Source organism: Leeia oryzae DSM 17879 (assembly GCF_000376945.1).
Lineage (GTDB): Bacteria > Pseudomonadota > Gammaproteobacteria > Burkholderiales > Leeiaceae > Leeia > Leeia oryzae.
This window is the reverse complement of the sequence record NZ_AQXU01000020.1, coordinates 117,094-132,808: the sequence shown is the minus strand read 5'-3', so window position 1 is coordinate 132,808 and position 15,715 is coordinate 117,094. Positions and strand designations below refer to the sequence as shown.

The following is a 15,715-nucleotide window of genomic DNA, read 5'->3' as shown; positions in this document are numbered from 1 at the left end:
CGCCTCGTGTGCCAGTCTGGCATACGGGGCGATTATTACCCTTAAGGGCTATATAAAAGCCGCTTTTTTTCGTGTAACATTAAATGTATATACAACTTGTATATATAATCTGCCAAGCCGACAATAATAACACCACGCACAAGCCTGTTTGCCAGCATGCCTGGCGGACGCATACGAGCGACTGACATCGCCCGGAGGAAAGAAAATGACACCAGACCAGCACGCTGTAGTGGCTCGCATACTGTCTGCCAGACAGCAGGAGCCGGGCGCTCTTCTGCCCATTCTTCACGACATTCAGGATCAGCTGGGTTACATCCCTGAAACCGCGATTGCGGATATCGCCTTTGCCATGAACCGCTCCAAAGCAGAGATTCATGGCGTGATCAGTTTTTATCATGACTTCAAGATGTCGCCCCCTGCTGCGCATGAGTTGCGCCTGTGCCGGGCGGAGGCTTGCCAGTCCATGGGGAGCGATGCGCTGGCTGCGCATGTGCATGCCTGTACCGGCATTGACGAGCATGGCCAGACGGCGGATGGCCAGCTGGCGGTTCGTCCTGTGTATTGCCTGGGCGCCTGTGCGACATCCCCAGCTATGCTGGTAGATGGTCAGTTGCATGCCCGTGTGACCAAAGAAGCGCTGGATGCCGTGTTGCAGCCTATCCTGAATAAAACCACAGGAGGTGCAGCATGAGTATGCGCTATCAGATTTTTGTTCCGTGCGATTCGATTGCCCGTGCTGTAGGGGCCGACCAGGTGGCTGCCGCGATTGTGGCAGAAGCCGCCAAACGCCAGATCACAGTGGATGTGGTCAGAAACAGCTCGCGCGGCATGTTCTGGCTGGAGCCACTGGTAGAAGTGTCTACATCTGCTGGTCGCATCGGCTTTGGTCCGGTGAGTGTCGCTCAGGTTGCTGCACTGTTTGACGCGGGGTTTCATACCGGGGCGACCACGCATGCGGCCTGTATTGGCGAGGTTGAAGCTCACGTCTATCTGAAATCCCAGGAGCGCTTGTTGTTTGCCCGTGCCGGCAAGACAGATCCGCTGTCTCTGGATGACTATGTGGCCAACGGTGGTTTTGCCGGTTTGCAACGTGCGGTTGCCATTGGGGCAGACAAAACCCTGGCAGAGGTTCAGGCTTCTGGCCTGCGCGGCCGCGGTGGCGCAGCTTTTCCGGCGGGCATCAAGTGGAATACCGTAAAAGAAGCCGTTGCCGACCAGAAATACATTGTCTGCAACGCCGATGAAGGCGATTCCGGTACCTTTGCTGACCGTATGTTGATGGAAGGGGATCCGTTCCTGCTGATCGAAGGCATGGCAATTGCCGGCCTGACCGTTGGTGCACCGGAAGGCTACATCTACGTTCGATCTGAATATCCGCAAGCCATCAGCCATCTGGAGCAAGCCATCAAAACTGCCGTCGCGGCTGGTTTTCTGGGCAGCAATGTGGCGGGCAGCGGCAAAGCATTTAACTTGCATGTCCGCAAAGGGGCGGGCGCTTATATTTGCGGTGAAGAAACCTCCCTGCTGGAATCGCTGGAAGGTAATCGTGGTCTGGTCCGTGCCAAGCCGCCGTTGCCTGCGCTACAAGGCTTGTTTGGCAAGCCGACGCTGGTACATAACGTGCTGACGCTGGCATCTGTGCCGGTGATTGCCGATAAAGGCGGCGCGTATTATCACAACTTTGGCATGGGCCGCTCCCGTGGCACCATGGCGTTCCAGTTGGCCGGTAACATCAAGTTTGGCGGGCTGGTAGAAAAAGCCTTTGGCCTGACCTTGCGTGAACTGCTGGAAGGCTACGGCGGCGGGACGGCAAACGGCAAGCCGATTCGTGCCGTACAGGTGGGCGGGCCGCTGGGGGCCTGGGTGCCACCGGCGCACTTTGACATGGAAGTCGACTACGAAGCTTTTGCCGCCAAGCAGGCCATGCTGGGTCATGGCGGCTGCGTGGTGGTAGATGATTCGGTGGACTTGGCCAAGATGGCCCAGTTTGCCATGCAGTTCTGTGCCGAAGAGTCTTGCGGCAAATGTACGCCATGCCGTATCGGCTCTACCCGCGGGGTAGAGGTGATCCAGAAAATCCGTCTGAACCAGCAGCGCGACGAGAACGTGGCTTTGCTGGAAGACCTGTGCGAGACCATGCTGCATGGTTCCTTGTGTGCCTTGGGCGGGATGACACCATTCCCTGTATTGAGTGCACTTCGTCATTTCCCCCAGGACTTTGGTCTGGGTAGCAAGGAGGGTCAGTCATGAGCTGCCAACATATTGAAGATCTCGACCGCGGTACGCCACTGCGCGAGAGCGAGACCATGATCACGCTGGAAATTGATGGCGAGCTGGTGACCGTGCCTGAAGGTACCTCTATCATGCGTGCCGCCATGGAAATGGGCACCAAGATCCCTAAACTGTGCGCGACAGACAGCCTGGAGCCGTTTGGTTCTTGCCGTATGTGTCTGGTAGAGATCGAAGGCCGTCGCGGTTATCCGGCCTCCTGTACCACCCCGGTTGCTGCCGGCCTCAAGGTCAAGACGCAATCACCAAAACTGGCTGATCTGCGCCGTGGCGTGATGGAACTGTACATCTCTGACCACCCGCTGGATTGCCTGACTTGTGCTGCTAACGGTAATTGCGAACTACAAGATACTGCGGGGGAAGTCGGCCTGCGGGAAGTCCGTTACGGCTACGAGGGTGCCAACCACCTCAAGTCAGAGAAGGACGAATCCAACCCGTACTTCAGTTATGATCCGGCCAAATGCATTGTCTGTAACCGTTGCGTGCGCGCTTGTGAAGAAACCCAGGGCACATTTGCGCTGACCATTGATGGTCGCGGGTTTGCATCCCGTGTTGCACCGGCCGGTGGCAAGGATTTTCTGGATTCAGAATGCGTGTCTTGTGGCGCCTGCGTAGAAGCGTGCCCGACCGCGACGCTGATCGAAAAGAGCGTGATCAAGATTGGTCAGGCAGAGCATGCTATTGAAACCACCTGTGCATACTGCGGTGTGGGTTGTGGCTTCAAGGCGGAAATGCGCGGTAATGAACTGGTGCGCATGACACCGAGCAAGAATGGCCAGGCAAACCACGGCCACTCTTGTGTTAAAGGCCGTTTTGCCTGGGGCTATGCGACCCATCCGGACCGCATGACCAAGCCGATGATTCGCAAGAACATCACGGACCCATGGCAGGAAGTCAGCTGGGACGAGGCGCTGTCTTATGCAGCATCTGAGTTCCGTCGCATTCAGGCCAAATATGGCCGGGACTCGATTGGCGGTATTACTTCTTCCCGCTGTACCAACGAAGAAACCTATCTGGTCCAAAAACTGATCCGTGCAGCCTTTGGCAATAACAACGTGGATACGTGTGCCCGTGTGTGCCATTCACCCACCGGTTATGGCCTGAAACAGACACTGGGCGAATCTGCCGGTACGCAAACCTTTGATTCTGTGATGAAGGCGGATGTGGTGATCGTGATGGGGGCCAACCCGACCGATGGACACCCGGTCTTTGCATCCATCCTGAAACGTCGTCTGCGCCAGGGCGCCAAACTGATCGTGATTGATCCGCGCCGGATTGACCTGATCGATACCCATCATGGCCGTGCGCAGTATCATTTGCCGCTACGTCCGGGGACTAACGTCGCCATGCTGAATGCGCTGGCGCATGTGATTGTCACCGAAGGTCTGGTAGCAGAAGATTTTGTTACTGAACGTTGCGATATGGTGTCGTTCAACAAGTGGCGCGAGTTTGTGGCCATGCCAGAGAATTCGCCAGAGGCGATGGAAGTGGTGACAGGGGTTTCTGCCGAAGACATCCGTGCAGCAGCCCGTTTGTACGCTACAGCCGGTAACGGTGCCATCTACTATGGCCTGGGCGTAACCGAACACAGTCAGGGTTCCACTACCGTGATGGCGATTGCCAACCTGGCAATGGCAACTGGCAACATCGGCCGTGAAGGCGTGGGCGTTAACCCGCTGCGTGGTCAGAACAATGTGCAGGGTTCTTGTGACATGGGTTCCTTCCCGCACGAGTTCCCTGGCTATCGCCATGTCAGCGATCTGGCTACCCGCCAGCTGTTTGAAGATGCCTGGGGGGTGACGCTGCAGTCCGAGCCTGGCCTGCGGATCCCGAACATGTTTGAAGCCGCGCTGGATGGCAGCTTCAAGGGGCTGTACTGCGAAGGTGAAGATATCGCCCAGAGTGACCCGAATACCCAGCATGTAACGGCCGCGCTGTCGTCCATGGAGTGTATCGTGGTACAGGATATCTTCCTCAACGAAACTGCCAAGTTTGCACACGTGTTCTTGCCGGGTAGTTCTTTCCTGGAAAAAGACGGCACCTTTACCAACGCAGAGCGCCGTATTTCCCGCGTGCGCAAAGTCATGCCGCCACTGGGGGGCAAGGCCGATTGGGAAGTTACCATTGCGTTGGCAAAAGCGCTGGGGTATGACATGCATTACAATCATCCATCTGAAATCATGGATGAAATTGCGCGTCTGACGCCGACTTTCCATGGCGTGTCTTACGACAAGATCGACAAACTGGGCAGTATCCAGTGGCCATGTAATGAACATGCGCCAGAAGGTACGCCTACCATGCACATTGATGAGTTTGTGCGTGGCAAGGGCCGCTTCATGATCTCCCGTTACCAGCCAACCGACGAGAAGACCAGCAAGCGCTTCCCGCTGTTGCTGACGACTGGCCGTATCCTGAGCCAGTACAACGTGGGTGCACAAACCCGCCGTACAGAAAACAATGCCTGGCATTCTGAAGACCGGATGGAGTTACACCCGGTAGATGCAGAAGAGCGCGGTATTGTGGATGGCGACTGGGTGGGCGTGGCCAGCCGGGCAGGGGAGACCGTCATGCGCGCACATGTGACCGAGCGCATGCAACCGGGTATTGTTTACACGACGTTCCACTTCCCGGAATCTGGCGCTAACGTGATTACCACCGATAATTCTGACTGGGCGACCAACTGTCCGGAGTACAAAGTGACTGCGGTCGAGCTGATCAAGGTAAACCAGCCGTCAGAATGGCAGAAACGTTACCGCGAGTTCTCCGAGCAGCAGGCAGAATTGTTGGCCGCACGGAAAGCACGGAATGTCCAAACTGCATGATCCGATGGCAAACGGCATTTCGCTGACAGCAGAGGTGATGGTCGGACGCAGTCATGCGTCCGGTCAGACCCTTGAAACCGACACGCTGGCAGCAGAAGTACCGGTTGCACTGGTCTATAACGGTATCAGTCATGTGGTACTGATGGCTTCGCCAGTTCATCTGGCAGAGCTGGCCATTGGCTTTAGCCTGACAGAGCAGATCATCGACAAGCGTGCAGAGCTGTTTGATATCGAGGTGGAAACGGTGGATAACGGGATCACCGTGAACATCGAGATCAGTGCTGCGGCCTTTGGCCGTTTGAAAGAGCGGCGCAGAAACATGACTGGCAGAACCGGCTGTGGCTTGTGCGGGACTGAGTCTCTGGATGAAGTCTGGCGACAATTGCCGACAACGACAGCAGTACAAGCGACCGCGGCCGTTCCGTTGCTGGATGACATTGCCCAGGCCTTTGCGCAGATGCGCCAGCGGCAACCCCTCTTTGAGCAGACGGGTGCTACCCATGCCGCTGGCTGGTGGCAACCGGAGCAGGGCCTGCTGGCCGTGTGCGAAGATGTTGGCCGGCATAATGCGCTAGACAAGCTGATTGGTCGCTGTTTTGCTGCCCGTGAACCAGCCTGGGACTGTGCCACGGGGTTTTTGCTGTTGACCAGCAGAGCCAGCGTGGAGATGGTGCAGAAAGCGGCCGTCATGGGCATGAAGACCGTGATTACCCTGTCCGCCCCGACATCGCTTGCGGTGCAGATTGCCAAGACATGCGGTATCACGCTGGTGAGATACCAACCCGCTAAACATGCGTTAGCGGTGTTTAACGGCCCGGATATCCATATTTAACAGTCGCGGGTGACGGTAGTCACCCGCGATGTTCAGTAGATAGAGAGTGAACAATGCATATTGAAAACCTGCTAAAAATGGCCAACCAGATTGGCCAGTTCTTTGATGCAGACCCGGACCATGAGCTGGCGGTGGAGGAAATCCGCCAGCACCTGATCAAGTTCTGGGCGCCGCAGATGCGCAAGCAATTGCTGGAATATGTTGCCAATGGTGGCGAAGGTTTGACCGAGCGTACCAAACAGGCTGTGATGGCGCTGCCAAAGTAATAAATCACTCAAAAAATGCTTGTCAGCATAGACGGAAACCCGTATTATGCACGGCTCACGGAGAGGTGGATGAGTGGTTTAAGTCGCACGCCTGGAAAGCGTGTTTAGGTTCATAGCCTAACGGGGGTTCGAATCCCCCCTTCTCCGCCAGACAAATAAAGGCCAGAATTTCTTTCTCAGTCAATGGGTTACGAAATTCTGGCCTTTTCAATTTACCACATGTAGTTACCAGATGCATACCCTGTGGGGTTTTGCACACTCTGTCTCCGCAACCCCTGTTAATTCATGCTGTGGTCTGCGACTGTAATGCCTTCAATGATCAGATGGTCGAGCGTACGGATAACCTTCGGGTGGAACGATGGGCTGATTCACATGGCAGATGTAGCTACCTTGCACTTTACCCTTCACAACAATGCTCTCTACCGGAGTGAAGGTATCCAAATTTGGAGAACTTAAAGTTCGTTAATCAAGTCTTCGGTGCTTCGATTTGCGAAGAACTTGGCGGGTTGATGCTTGGAGGCACTGGTTTTACCCCGATTTAACATACACATTTTTCACTTTCAAATGTGTTGCTGAAATTGGCATTTTTGTTGCATCTGACTTGACTCTATGATGAGTGGCGCGAATATAGTCTGCAATCAAAATCCCTCGTTGGTGGCGCAGTTATCAAAGACCATTTTTTGCCAGTATTTTTGCTGATCATGCAGGTACTGGTCTTCTGCGGCGGTGTATCCGTGTCTTAGTTTATTCTCGATGGCTTCCAACTGCTGTCTGTAAGACTTGCACATGGCATTGTGCGCGCCTGTCTGGCTGATGACAGGGATACCATTGACGATGGTTGTTTCGGTGACGGTGGTTCTGGTGACGCTGGCAGGGGCTGGCTTGGCGGCCTTGTAATATTTTTGTGATTTGTAGATGGCCTCCTGGTCTACCAGGCCCTGTGACAAGGTGGGTGATACGATCTTTTGTGTCGTGGCCTTGAATTTGGTGCAGGGCATATCGGTATAAATGATTTTTTTCTGTTCATTGATGCATTTATACATTTCTGCGTGGACGGCTGGGACACTGGACAAGAGCATGCATGCAAGCATGCCAAATGCTGTTTTCATGTGCTTCCTTTCTTTGACATTGTCATTATAGAAGCTAATGTGCAAACGTCCAGAGCACTTGTCGTGTGCGCTGCGGAAACTTGGCCAAGCTTGTTGATACGTTAAAAATTCTTTGCACAGGTTAGCTTTGGTGGCCGCTAGCCTGTAAAATTGCGCCTGCACCGGCTTGTCATTCATGACGGGCAGGGATGCCTTCAAGACTCATTCAAGCAACAGGATTCCTCCATGACCAGCCAACAAGCGCCAACGCTTGCGTTCTATGCTGCGCTTCAGCAAGCTTTTGATTACTTTAATACGGCGCTGTTTGATGCCAGGCTGCCGCCTTGCCTGATCACGCTTCGGTCATCCAGCCGGGTGTACGGGTATCATCATGCAGACCGGTTTATCTCCAAAGACGGGCAGCAACTGGATGAGTTGGGGCTTCACCCTGGTTTTTTTACGCTACGGCCGATTGAGGCGGTAATGTCTACGCTGGTGCATGAGATGGTTCACCACTGGCAGCACCATTTTGGAACACCGACACCGACCAATGCACATAATCAGGAGTGGGCAGACCAGATGGAGGCGATTGGCCTGATGCCTTCGCACACCTCATTACCGGGGGGCAAGAAAACCGGCCGCTCCATGAGCCATTACATCTTGCCGGAAGGCAAGTTCATGCAGGCGTGTCAGTCGTTTGTGGCTGGCGGTTTTGAGCTGCCGTGGTTTGACCGTCATTTGCCGTCTACGCCAGAGGTGCAGGAACAGAAGCAAGAGGCCCTCAAAGCCGCAGGGGTTGAGTATGAGAGCTCTCCTCCCCCGGTTGCCGTGCTGCCAAAGATAGAAGAAGACAAGCCAACCGTTTACATGCCGCCGCCAAAAGCGCCACCCACTCGCGAGAAGCTGATGTGTCCGGAATGTGGTGCAAAAGCCTGGGTGAGCCCGGGGACAGACATCATTTGCGGGGAGTGCGAAGTCCACATGGATGCTGCCGCCAATGTGAAGTTGCCGGTGGATAAACCATTAAATACGTTTTGACGACGTTTGGGCTTGAAGGCCGGGAGTTGAACGGGTCAACCCTGGTACTCAGCCAGCTCCAGACCTATTCGCATATAGTCATTGAGAAAGCGGTAAAATGCTGGTCGGGCAAGGGCACTTTGCATTCGCAGGCCATGTTCCAGCGCGATGATCTGATCTCTGACCGCGACGGCGCAAAAAATGCTGACCGTGCTCCTGGCGCTATGCAGGCAATTGGCGAGTGCGCTTAAGTCGTCTGTCTGGTAGGCCTGCGCCATGTGAAGTACCTGCTCCGGATAAGTTCTCAGAAACTCGCGAATCAGCAAATGCAAGGTTTCTTTGTCACCGTGCAGGCTTTGCAGGGTCTCTGTGAGATGGCAGAGGGGAGTGGACGTCATGGTTGGATTAGCCTTAAGTAAGCAGCGTGTGCTCAGGTTGGCAGCAAGCCGTGCCTTGAGGCATACAGTGTCAGGCTGGCGATATCGTGCAAGCCCAGCCTTTGCATGACCTGTGCCCTATGGTATTCGATGGTTTTGGGGCTTACCTGTAATTGCTTTGCAATTTCTTTGGTAGAGGCGCCAGTCGCCACCAGTCTCAAGATTTCCAGCTGGCGGGCGGTTAGTCTGGGTTTGCCGGCCAGGCGTAAGGTTGTGACATCCTGGCTGAGCAAAGGGGCCAGACGGGGGCTGATGTAGGTTTCTCCCTGCAAGACCTGGTGCAGGGCATCGGACAATTCATTGAGTGCAAAGTCTTTAAGCAGATAACCTTGTACGCCGGCCGCTAGCGCCTGCCGAACAATGTCTTCGGTATCGTATGCCGACAAGATCAGGATTTTGACCTCCGGATCGACCTGCCGCATTTGCTGGGCAGCTTCGATACCGGATAATTCTGGCATGGCAATGTCGACCAGAATGATGTCGGGTTTGAATTGCTGCTGACAGGCAAGGGCGGTTCGGCCATTCTCTGCTTCTGCGACGACATGAAAATTACCCATGTGCTGCAAGAGCGATTTGATGCCGATGCGTACCAGCAAATGGTCGTCTGCAATCAGGACGGTATATATCCGGCGTGAATCTGCGGGTATTTGGGCATGTGGGTCCGGCTGCATGATATGTTCAGGCCTTGTTATTCTCTTTTTACTGTCTTGCTGAAACCGTTATTTACGGTGCTTTGCCTGAATCATAGACCATGTTTGGTGAGTTTAACGGGAAGTGTCTGCTTGGCCAGACTTGCGTGCAACAGGGGGTTAGCCATTGACGACACAATCCATGGCGGATTCGGAAAATACGCACACGCGATTTCGACCGCTGGATTTTGCTTCATACATGGCATCATCTGCACGCTTGGTCAGCTCGATCATCGTCTGACCGTGGTCCGGATAGAAGGCCATCCCGATGCTGGATGAAATCGAGAACGCTTTGCCTTGCGCAATGATGGGTTCTGCCAGCACCATTCGAACCCTTTCCATGATCTGGATGGCTTCTTGCCTGCTGGCAATATTCGGTAACAAGACCACAAATTCATCCCCGCCAATGCGGCCCACCGTGTCGGTAGTCCGGACGGTATTGCTAATGCGATTGGCCGCTTGTTGCAGGACAAAGTCACCAATGGCATGACCAAAGGTATCGTTGATGTGTTTGAATTTGTCGAGATCAATGAAGACGAGCGCAAACAAGAGTCTGGTGCGTTCGGCCAGTCCCAGTATGCGGTCAACGATTTCTCCAAAGAGGGCGCGGTTGGCCAAGCCTGTGAGGTTGTCGTGTTGGGCTAGGTAATTCAAGTGTTCTTCCGCCTGTTTACGATCGGTAATGTTCCGGGACAACATGACAAAATGCGGGTTATCCGGATTGCTGGACTCATTTTTTGCGACGCTTAATTCAAACCAGTGCATCTTGCCTGCCAGTGGCAGCTTCATTTGCATGCCATACGATGTACCGGTTTCATGGGCTTCTGCAATGGCTGTCATGGCCTGGACGGCTGCCTCTGGTGGCAGCATGTCACAGATCCGTCGGCCGAGGAGATCAATGCGTTGTTGGGCCAGTAATTCGGGCTGTCTGGCAAAAATTTCCAGATAGGTGCCTTGCCTGTCCAGCTTGAACATCAGATCCGGGATAGTGTTGAGGATGGCTTCCAGTTCTGCCTGTTTAACTTTGATGACCTCACGCAGGGATTCTCTTTCCAGAATATTCCTGACCCGCAGCCTGATCAGGGAGATATTGAACGGTTTGAGCATGTAGTCGACGGCACCAAGATCCAGCCCTTTGTACTGGCTTTCGATATCGGTATGACCTGTGAGAAAAATAACGGGCTTCTGTGACAGTACCGGATGTGCCTTGAGCAGCCTGAATGTCTGGAAACCATCCAGCTCCGGCATCATGACATCCAGCAGAATCAGATCTGGCAGAAAATACTCGGCCTCGACCAGTGCATCCAGTCCGGATTGCACGGTAATGACTTCATATTGTTCGGATAATACCCTGGCCAGCAGATGCAAATTAATCCGCTCATCATCGACCACCAGAATTTTCTTTTTTTGCACAGGTAAAACTCACATCTAAAATGTTCTGGAGACGTCCCTTGTCTGCATCAGGTACCTTCAAGGCTGCATGTATGACATCTGGTGCAAATGAGCTGCCGGTATGAGCCAGATAAGCGTACCTGCAAGCATTCTCACAGGGGCTAAAGGCAAATCAACCCGCTGAGCGGTGTGCTTGGTTGCCCGGATAACCGGAATTAACCCTCATTCTTTCAGGGACATATTATCCATGCAGGGTGGCTAGATTGATCCTAGGGTAAAACCTAGGGAAGTCGGCCGGGCGGCCCGCGGCGATGTGGCGGGGTGGGCGAGGGAGAATGACAAGGCACAGACCATCATTTGCTGATCTGTGCCTTGTTGATGCGTAGGTAGCGGGGGTTAGACTTTTTCCAGCGGGCTCGGGATGACAGCAAGCGGGCCTGGCCGTCCGAAGTAATAACCCTGGAAGCCATGGCAGCCGTAATCGTCCAGTACTTTGTACTGCTCCACGGTTTCCACCCCTTCGGCGATCACTTTCATTTCCAGGCTGACTGCCAGCAAGATAATGGTACGCACAACGGCGGCGGCATTACTGTCGTTAAAGATATCGGTGACAAATGAACGATCGATCTTCAGGTAGTCAAACGGCAGGCGCTTGAGGTAGCTTAATGACGAATAGCCGGTGCCAAAGTCATCCAGCGAGAAGCGGATGCCATGACGGCGCAACTCGATCATTTTGCGAATGGCTTCGTTGACGTCTTCCAGCAGCATGCTTTCGGTGAGTTCCAGCCGAAGGTTTTCCGGTTTTGCCCCCGTGCGCTGCAGGGTTGCCAGTACTTGCTGCGGGTAATCGGCTTCACCAAACTGTTTGGCGCTGACGTTTACCGCGATTGACCAGTGCGCTGACTGTTCATCCTTTTGCCATTCCACCAGTTGCTGGCAGGCGGTTTCCAGTACCCATTGCCCAATCGGAATAATCAGCCCGGTCTGTTCTGCCAGATCGATAAAGTGGAACGGCGGTACCATGCCGCGCTGAGGTTGTTGCCAGCGGATCAGGGCTTCATAGCCGAGAACGGTTTTTTCTGCATCCATAATGGGCTGGTAATGCAGGACAAATTCCTGATGGGGCAGCGCCTGACGCAAATCGGCCAGCAGACTGGCCCTGGCATTGATGGCTGCCTGCAGTTGCGGGTCGAAGAAACAGACTTGATTCTTGCCTGCTGATTTGGCGCGGTAAAGCGCCATGTCAGCCTGTTTTAAAAGCTCGCTGGCGGTTTTTTCTACCCCCTGGAACATCACCACCCCGATACTTGGTGGCGACACCGCCTGATAACCATTCAGGTCTACCACTACCCCAAGGCCCAGACGGATGTTTTCTGCAATCTCGCGTGCCTGAACTTGCGCGACGGACATGTCGGCATCCAGATGATTCAGAATCACGACAAATTCGTCACCCCCAATACGGGCTGCCGTATCGTGCTCCGCCACTGCTGCCAGCAGGCGGTTGGCCGTTTCTTTGAGTAGTTGGTCCCCTTGGGTATGCCCAAGCGTATCGTTGACTTCCTTGAAGTTGTCCAGATCCATGAACAGCAGGGCACCATTGCAAAGGGTGTGTTCCGAATCCAGTAACGCTTGCGCCAGACGTTCAATCATCAGTCGCCGGTTAGGCAGGCCCGTCAGGTAGTCATAAAAGGCCAGGTGCTCGATTTCTTCCTCTGCATTTTTCCGGGCGGTAATATCCGCACGGATAGCCATGTATTGCAACGGTTTTCCATCCGGCCCCATGTAAGGCACGATGGTGGTTTGAACCCAATACAGAGAGCCATCCTTGGCGCGATTGCAAATTTCACCGTTCCAGATAGTGCCGCTGGAAATGGTGTCCCAGAGTTCCTTGAAGAAAGTTTTGGGATGGCGGCCAGAGTTGATCAGCCGGTGTGTCTGCCCAACGAGTTCTTCACGCGTATATTTGGAGATGTCGCAGAATTTGTCGTTGACGCTGGTGATCACTCCGTTGGCATCGGTCTTGACTACAATGGCGTGGGCATCCAGCGCGGTTTTCAGGTCTTCTGTTTCTTTGAGCGAACTTAACAGATTCTGTTTGGCTTGTTCCTGTTCGGTCTGGTCGGTCAGGAACACCAGCACGCTACTGACGTAGCCTGCTTCGTTGAATTCTGGCACGAAGTTCACAATGGAATATTTAGGAATGTTCTGAGCCGTCCAGAACCACCCGGTTAACTGGCCGGCATTGCCCGTAAAGGCTTCTGCAAGATAGGTTTTGACATTGGCCATGTCCCCGGCCGTTGCAAATTGGCTAAGGGGTTTGCCCTGAATCTCCGCTTCGGCATGGCCAAACCGCTTGGCCTGCACCTGGTTTACATAGGTGCAGTTCAGTTGCGGGTCTAGCCGGATAACCCCGTGCGGGATTTTGTTCAAAATGGATAACAGGTTGGTCTGGTGTTGCTGTAACCGGTCTTCGGACATTTTCAGCAGTTGGAACGGGGCTCTGACGGCACTGATGAACAGTGCTTTGTAAATGAGGCCGTAAGAGACAATCTTGTAGATATGCCCAAAGGTATTCAGGAAATCTGACGGTGTCAGGTAGGTGGTGAAATCCAGTTCGCCGACACCCATGACAAAACAGGCTGTCCCTAGCCACAGCGATAACGGTCTTTGCTGCTTCTTGCCTTTATAAAACAGCCAGAAGGCAATGACGAGGTAAATGGTACACAAACCGATTTCGTAATGCGCCTTGAACTTGGTGACACCTTGTCCAGCGACAAACAATGTTGGAAAGGCTGATAAATGATAGGTGCCTAGCCAGGTGATAAAGCTGCCACACAGAATGGCTGCGATGAGCCACAGGCTCTTGTGGCCGGGTAATCTGAGATTGAGTGCAATGGCCAGCAATACCAGTGCGGCAAAGGTTCTGCCCACCAGCCAGAAAAAGATGGCTTCCGGGGTGGAGCTGTCTGTCATCAGCCCGGGCATGCCCGCATAGGTGATGGCATGCATCATGTCGGACATCGCCAGCACGGTAAACCCGAAAATGATCGGATTGGCGATATGGGTGGATTCTGAATTGGTTAAAACATGCCAGGCAATCGTGGCTACCAGAATAGACACGGATACCGAAAACATTTCCAGCAGCAGATGCACGGATAACAGGTCGCTATGCCGATCGTTGAACAGGGTAAAAGATGGCAGGTTCATGACGATGATTTGAATGACCAGCGCCGGCAGACAGATCCATAAGGTGGTCATCTGCGCTTTTTGAAGTTCTGAACCCTGATAATACGTTTGCATCGCTTTTATCCTTTACCCAGCGATTTGTGTGGCCGTTCCCTGCGATCACGCATTCGGCATCAGTGCATAAGCTTGCACCAGCCGTTTGTCATCATAAAGCAACTGCATTGTGTAGGGGGCAGTGCATTCAGAGAAACGGGCGGCTGTGTAAACATTTGTCGCAATGATCCGGCATGCATCCGATGGTGCTTTCAGGCGGTATGCCTGATGCCTTAGCAGATATTGACCCGGTGCTTCTTTTGCCCGCCAGTTTCCCAAAGGTGGTTTGGCTTGCAACAACATATCACAAGTAAATCTATCGTTGTAGGTTCAATATAGGCGATTTATTTGAATTGGGGGAGTGATGAATGGCCAATTGACCATGAGGGGGTTGGCAATCCTGGCTGTTTATTGAGTGGGCAGCGGCACTAATCAGGCCGGATGGATGTTTTTGGCAGGCCAGGTGCGGTTTGCTGGCAGGTGATGATCCATTCTCAATACCTGATTGAAACTGTGGTTTTATTGCATGACAAATTTATTTGGGGAGCCCGTAATATCAGGCACATCCGGCACCAATCCTCAGAAATGGGTCTCTTTGACCATTAGCTGCCCAGAAAAAATTTTCGTCTTTAATTCCGTCTTCATCCTGAGTGCCACACTATCGGCATATTCGGTCATCGCAAAATAAATAATTAGCTGATGAATTTCTTCCGCACACATCAGGTGCTGATACGGATATATGAATATTGTATTCTATGGAAAAGCCATTCTCCGTTGACGTTTCAAGGTGGTATGCGGCTTGTTTGTCTTGGCCAGAATAGGCTTACGTTAAGTATCTGTTTGGTATTTCCCAAAGCATATGCCTCGCCAGCATTGCATGCTTTGCTGTATACACAATTCGGTAGCATAAAGCGTTTCATCTCCTGTCATAGTGAATGTATAAACGATTTCCCCTGATATTTTTATATATATGTCATTAATAGTGTATTGAGTTTTAGAGACAGCTAAAGCCTGATTTAAAGGATTCTGTTGTTGGGAGATATCGTTTTAACCAATTGATGGCTTCCTGGTCAGTTTCGAAGACAAAAATCGGCAACGGTGGTTTATTGAGTGTGATGTGCTTGTCGATCAGGTGTTTGATATACCACTCTTTGGTCACATACGCGACGGCAGTGGTGAGAGACAGGTAGCGGCTCGTGTGCATGATACCTGTTTGATTTACCTGTACTTTTGGACGGCCCGACATTTTTACCAATACAGGAACTGGTGCCGAGACGATTTTTTCCCGCTCATCGAGAATATGGACAAAACCTGCGGTTGTTAGGACCGGGTTATAGCCATAATCTACCCTCAGAACCCCATCACTCCCTAACTGCATGTCTGGCATGGTGAACACAAGTACCTCGATTCTTGCTTCTGGTTTATTTCATCAGAATGCGGCAAGACTTTCTAACCCAATAAATAACATAGCCAATCATTTTAGATTGTGTTTGATGCTGTTTTCTCAAAATCAGAAAATATGTTCTATATATATTTGCCTGTTAATATTTCATGTGCTAATAAAAATGATGCTTATCCTGATTTCTGCTCGTTGCTAACTTGAT

General features: G+C 52.7%; 12 protein-coding genes and 1 tRNA gene. 7 read left to right on the top strand and 6 right to left on the bottom strand.

The features are described 5' to 3' along the window. Positions 1-205 precede the first annotated feature (205 nt). The 6 genes from F552_RS0107130 to F552_RS0107105 all read left to right on the top strand — a co-directional run bounded on the left by F552_RS0107130 (position 206) and on the right by F552_RS0107105 (position 6,359). Complete coding sequence (locus tag F552_RS0107130; protein ID WP_018151044.1) at positions 206-691, top strand: formate dehydrogenase subunit gamma; 486 nt, start codon at positions 206-208, stop codon at positions 689-691. Next, a complete protein-coding gene (locus F552_RS0107125) occupies positions 688-2,250 on the top strand; it encodes a formate dehydrogenase beta subunit (protein ID WP_018151043.1) in 1,563 nt (520 codons plus the stop codon). The genes F552_RS0107130 and F552_RS0107125 overlap by 4 nt, the downstream gene beginning before the upstream one ends. Next, positions 2,247-5,111: a formate dehydrogenase subunit alpha gene (fdhF, locus tag F552_RS0107120; RefSeq protein ID WP_018151042.1), complete on the top strand. Its 2,865-nt coding sequence runs from the start codon at positions 2,247-2,249 to the stop codon at positions 5,109-5,111. The genes F552_RS0107125 and fdhF overlap by 4 nt, the downstream gene beginning before the upstream one ends. Next, entirely contained in the window at positions 5,095-5,943 is an 849-nt protein-coding gene (gene fdhD / locus F552_RS18710; protein WP_018151041.1) for a formate dehydrogenase accessory sulfurtransferase FdhD, read from the top strand. The genes fdhF and fdhD overlap by 17 nt, the downstream gene beginning before the upstream one ends. A gap of 53 nt (positions 5,944-5,996) precedes the next feature. Further along, positions 5,997-6,209 (top strand): formate dehydrogenase subunit delta, encoded by a 213-nt coding sequence (locus F552_RS0107110; protein ID WP_018151040.1) that lies wholly within the window; start codon positions 5,997-5,999, stop codon positions 6,207-6,209. A 59-nt stretch (positions 6,210-6,268) separates the two neighbouring features. After that, positions 6,269-6,359: transfer RNA gene (locus F552_RS0107105), tRNA-Ser, on the top strand. A 488-nt stretch (positions 6,360-6,847) separates the two neighbouring features. On the opposite strand, the gene F552_RS0107100 is transcribed toward F552_RS0107105, so the two are convergent. Beyond that, positions 6,848-7,495, bottom strand: a complete 648-nt coding sequence (locus F552_RS0107100) for a DUF4124 domain-containing protein (protein ID WP_018151039.1) — start codon at positions 7,493-7,495, stop codon at positions 6,848-6,850. Between the two features lie 48 nt (positions 7,496-7,543). Here F552_RS0107100 and F552_RS0107095 point away from each other — a divergent pair, with 48 nt between their 5' ends. After that, complete coding sequence (locus F552_RS0107095; RefSeq protein ID WP_018151038.1) at positions 7,544-8,335, top strand: SprT-like domain-containing protein; 792 nt, start codon at positions 7,544-7,546, stop codon at positions 8,333-8,335. Between the two features lie 35 nt (positions 8,336-8,370). Here the strand turns inward: F552_RS0107095 and F552_RS0107090 are convergent, their stop codons facing one another. The 5 genes from F552_RS0107090 to F552_RS0107060 form a co-directional block, all read right to left on the bottom strand. Next, the gene (locus F552_RS0107090) at positions 8,371-8,712 is read right to left on the bottom strand and encodes an Hpt domain-containing protein (RefSeq protein WP_018151037.1); all 342 of its coding nucleotides are present in this window, start codon (positions 8,710-8,712) and stop codon (positions 8,371-8,373) included. Between the two features lie 32 nt (positions 8,713-8,744). After that, complete coding sequence (locus F552_RS0107085) at positions 8,745-9,422, bottom strand: response regulator (protein ID WP_018151036.1); 678 nt, start codon at positions 9,420-9,422, stop codon at positions 8,745-8,747. Between the two features lie 138 nt (positions 9,423-9,560). Further along, positions 9,561-10,853 carry a GGDEF domain-containing response regulator gene (locus tag F552_RS0107080; RefSeq protein ID WP_018151035.1) on the bottom strand — a complete coding sequence of 431 codons (1,293 nt, stop codon included), beginning with the start codon at positions 10,851-10,853 and terminating at the stop codon, positions 9,561-9,563. Between the two features lie 375 nt (positions 10,854-11,228). Next, positions 11,229-14,132 carry a bifunctional diguanylate cyclase/phosphodiesterase gene (locus F552_RS18705; protein WP_018151034.1) on the bottom strand — a complete coding sequence of 968 codons (2,904 nt, stop codon included), beginning with the start codon at positions 14,130-14,132 and terminating at the stop codon, positions 11,229-11,231. 973 nt (positions 14,133-15,105) lie between these two features. Further along, the gene (locus F552_RS0107060; protein ID WP_018151031.1) at positions 15,106-15,498 is read right to left on the bottom strand and encodes a DUF7793 family protein; all 393 of its coding nucleotides are present in this window, start codon (positions 15,496-15,498) and stop codon (positions 15,106-15,108) included. Positions 15,499-15,715 lie beyond the last annotated feature (217 nt).

What these genes read in the sequence shown, in the direction of transcription:
- F552_RS0107130 (WP_018151044.1), top strand. Translation starts at nt 206, where the DNA reads ATGACACCAGACCAGCACGCTGTAGTGGCTCGCATACTGTCTGCCAGA.
- F552_RS0107125 (WP_018151043.1), top strand. Translation starts at nt 688, where the DNA reads ATGAGTATGCGCTATCAGATTTTTGTTCCGTGCGATTCGATTGCCCGT.
- fdhF (WP_018151042.1), top strand. Translation starts at nt 2,247, where the DNA reads ATGAGCTGCCAACATATTGAAGATCTCGACCGCGGTACGCCACTGCGC.
- fdhD (WP_018151041.1), top strand. Translation starts at nt 5,095, where the DNA reads ATGTCCAAACTGCATGATCCGATGGCAAACGGCATTTCGCTGACAGCA.
- F552_RS0107110 (WP_018151040.1), top strand. Translation starts at nt 5,997, where the DNA reads ATGCATATTGAAAACCTGCTAAAAATGGCCAACCAGATTGGCCAGTTC.
- F552_RS0107100 (WP_018151039.1), bottom strand. Translation starts at nt 7,495, where the DNA reads ATGAATGACAAGCCGGTGCAGGCGCAATTTTACAGGCTAGCGGCCACC.
- F552_RS0107095 (WP_018151038.1), top strand. Translation starts at nt 7,544, where the DNA reads ATGACCAGCCAACAAGCGCCAACGCTTGCGTTCTATGCTGCGCTTCAG.
- F552_RS0107090 (WP_018151037.1), bottom strand. Translation starts at nt 8,712, where the DNA reads ATGACGTCCACTCCCCTCTGCCATCTCACAGAGACCCTGCAAAGCCTG.
- F552_RS0107085 (WP_018151036.1), bottom strand. Translation starts at nt 9,422, where the DNA reads ATGCAGCCGGACCCACATGCCCAAATACCCGCAGATTCACGCCGGATA.
- F552_RS18705 (WP_018151034.1), bottom strand. Translation starts at nt 14,132, where the DNA reads ATGCAAACGTATTATCAGGGTTCAGAACTTCAAAAAGCGCAGATGACC.
- F552_RS0107060 (WP_018151031.1), bottom strand. Translation starts at nt 15,498, where the DNA reads ATGCCAGACATGCAGTTAGGGAGTGATGGGGTTCTGAGGGTAGATTAT.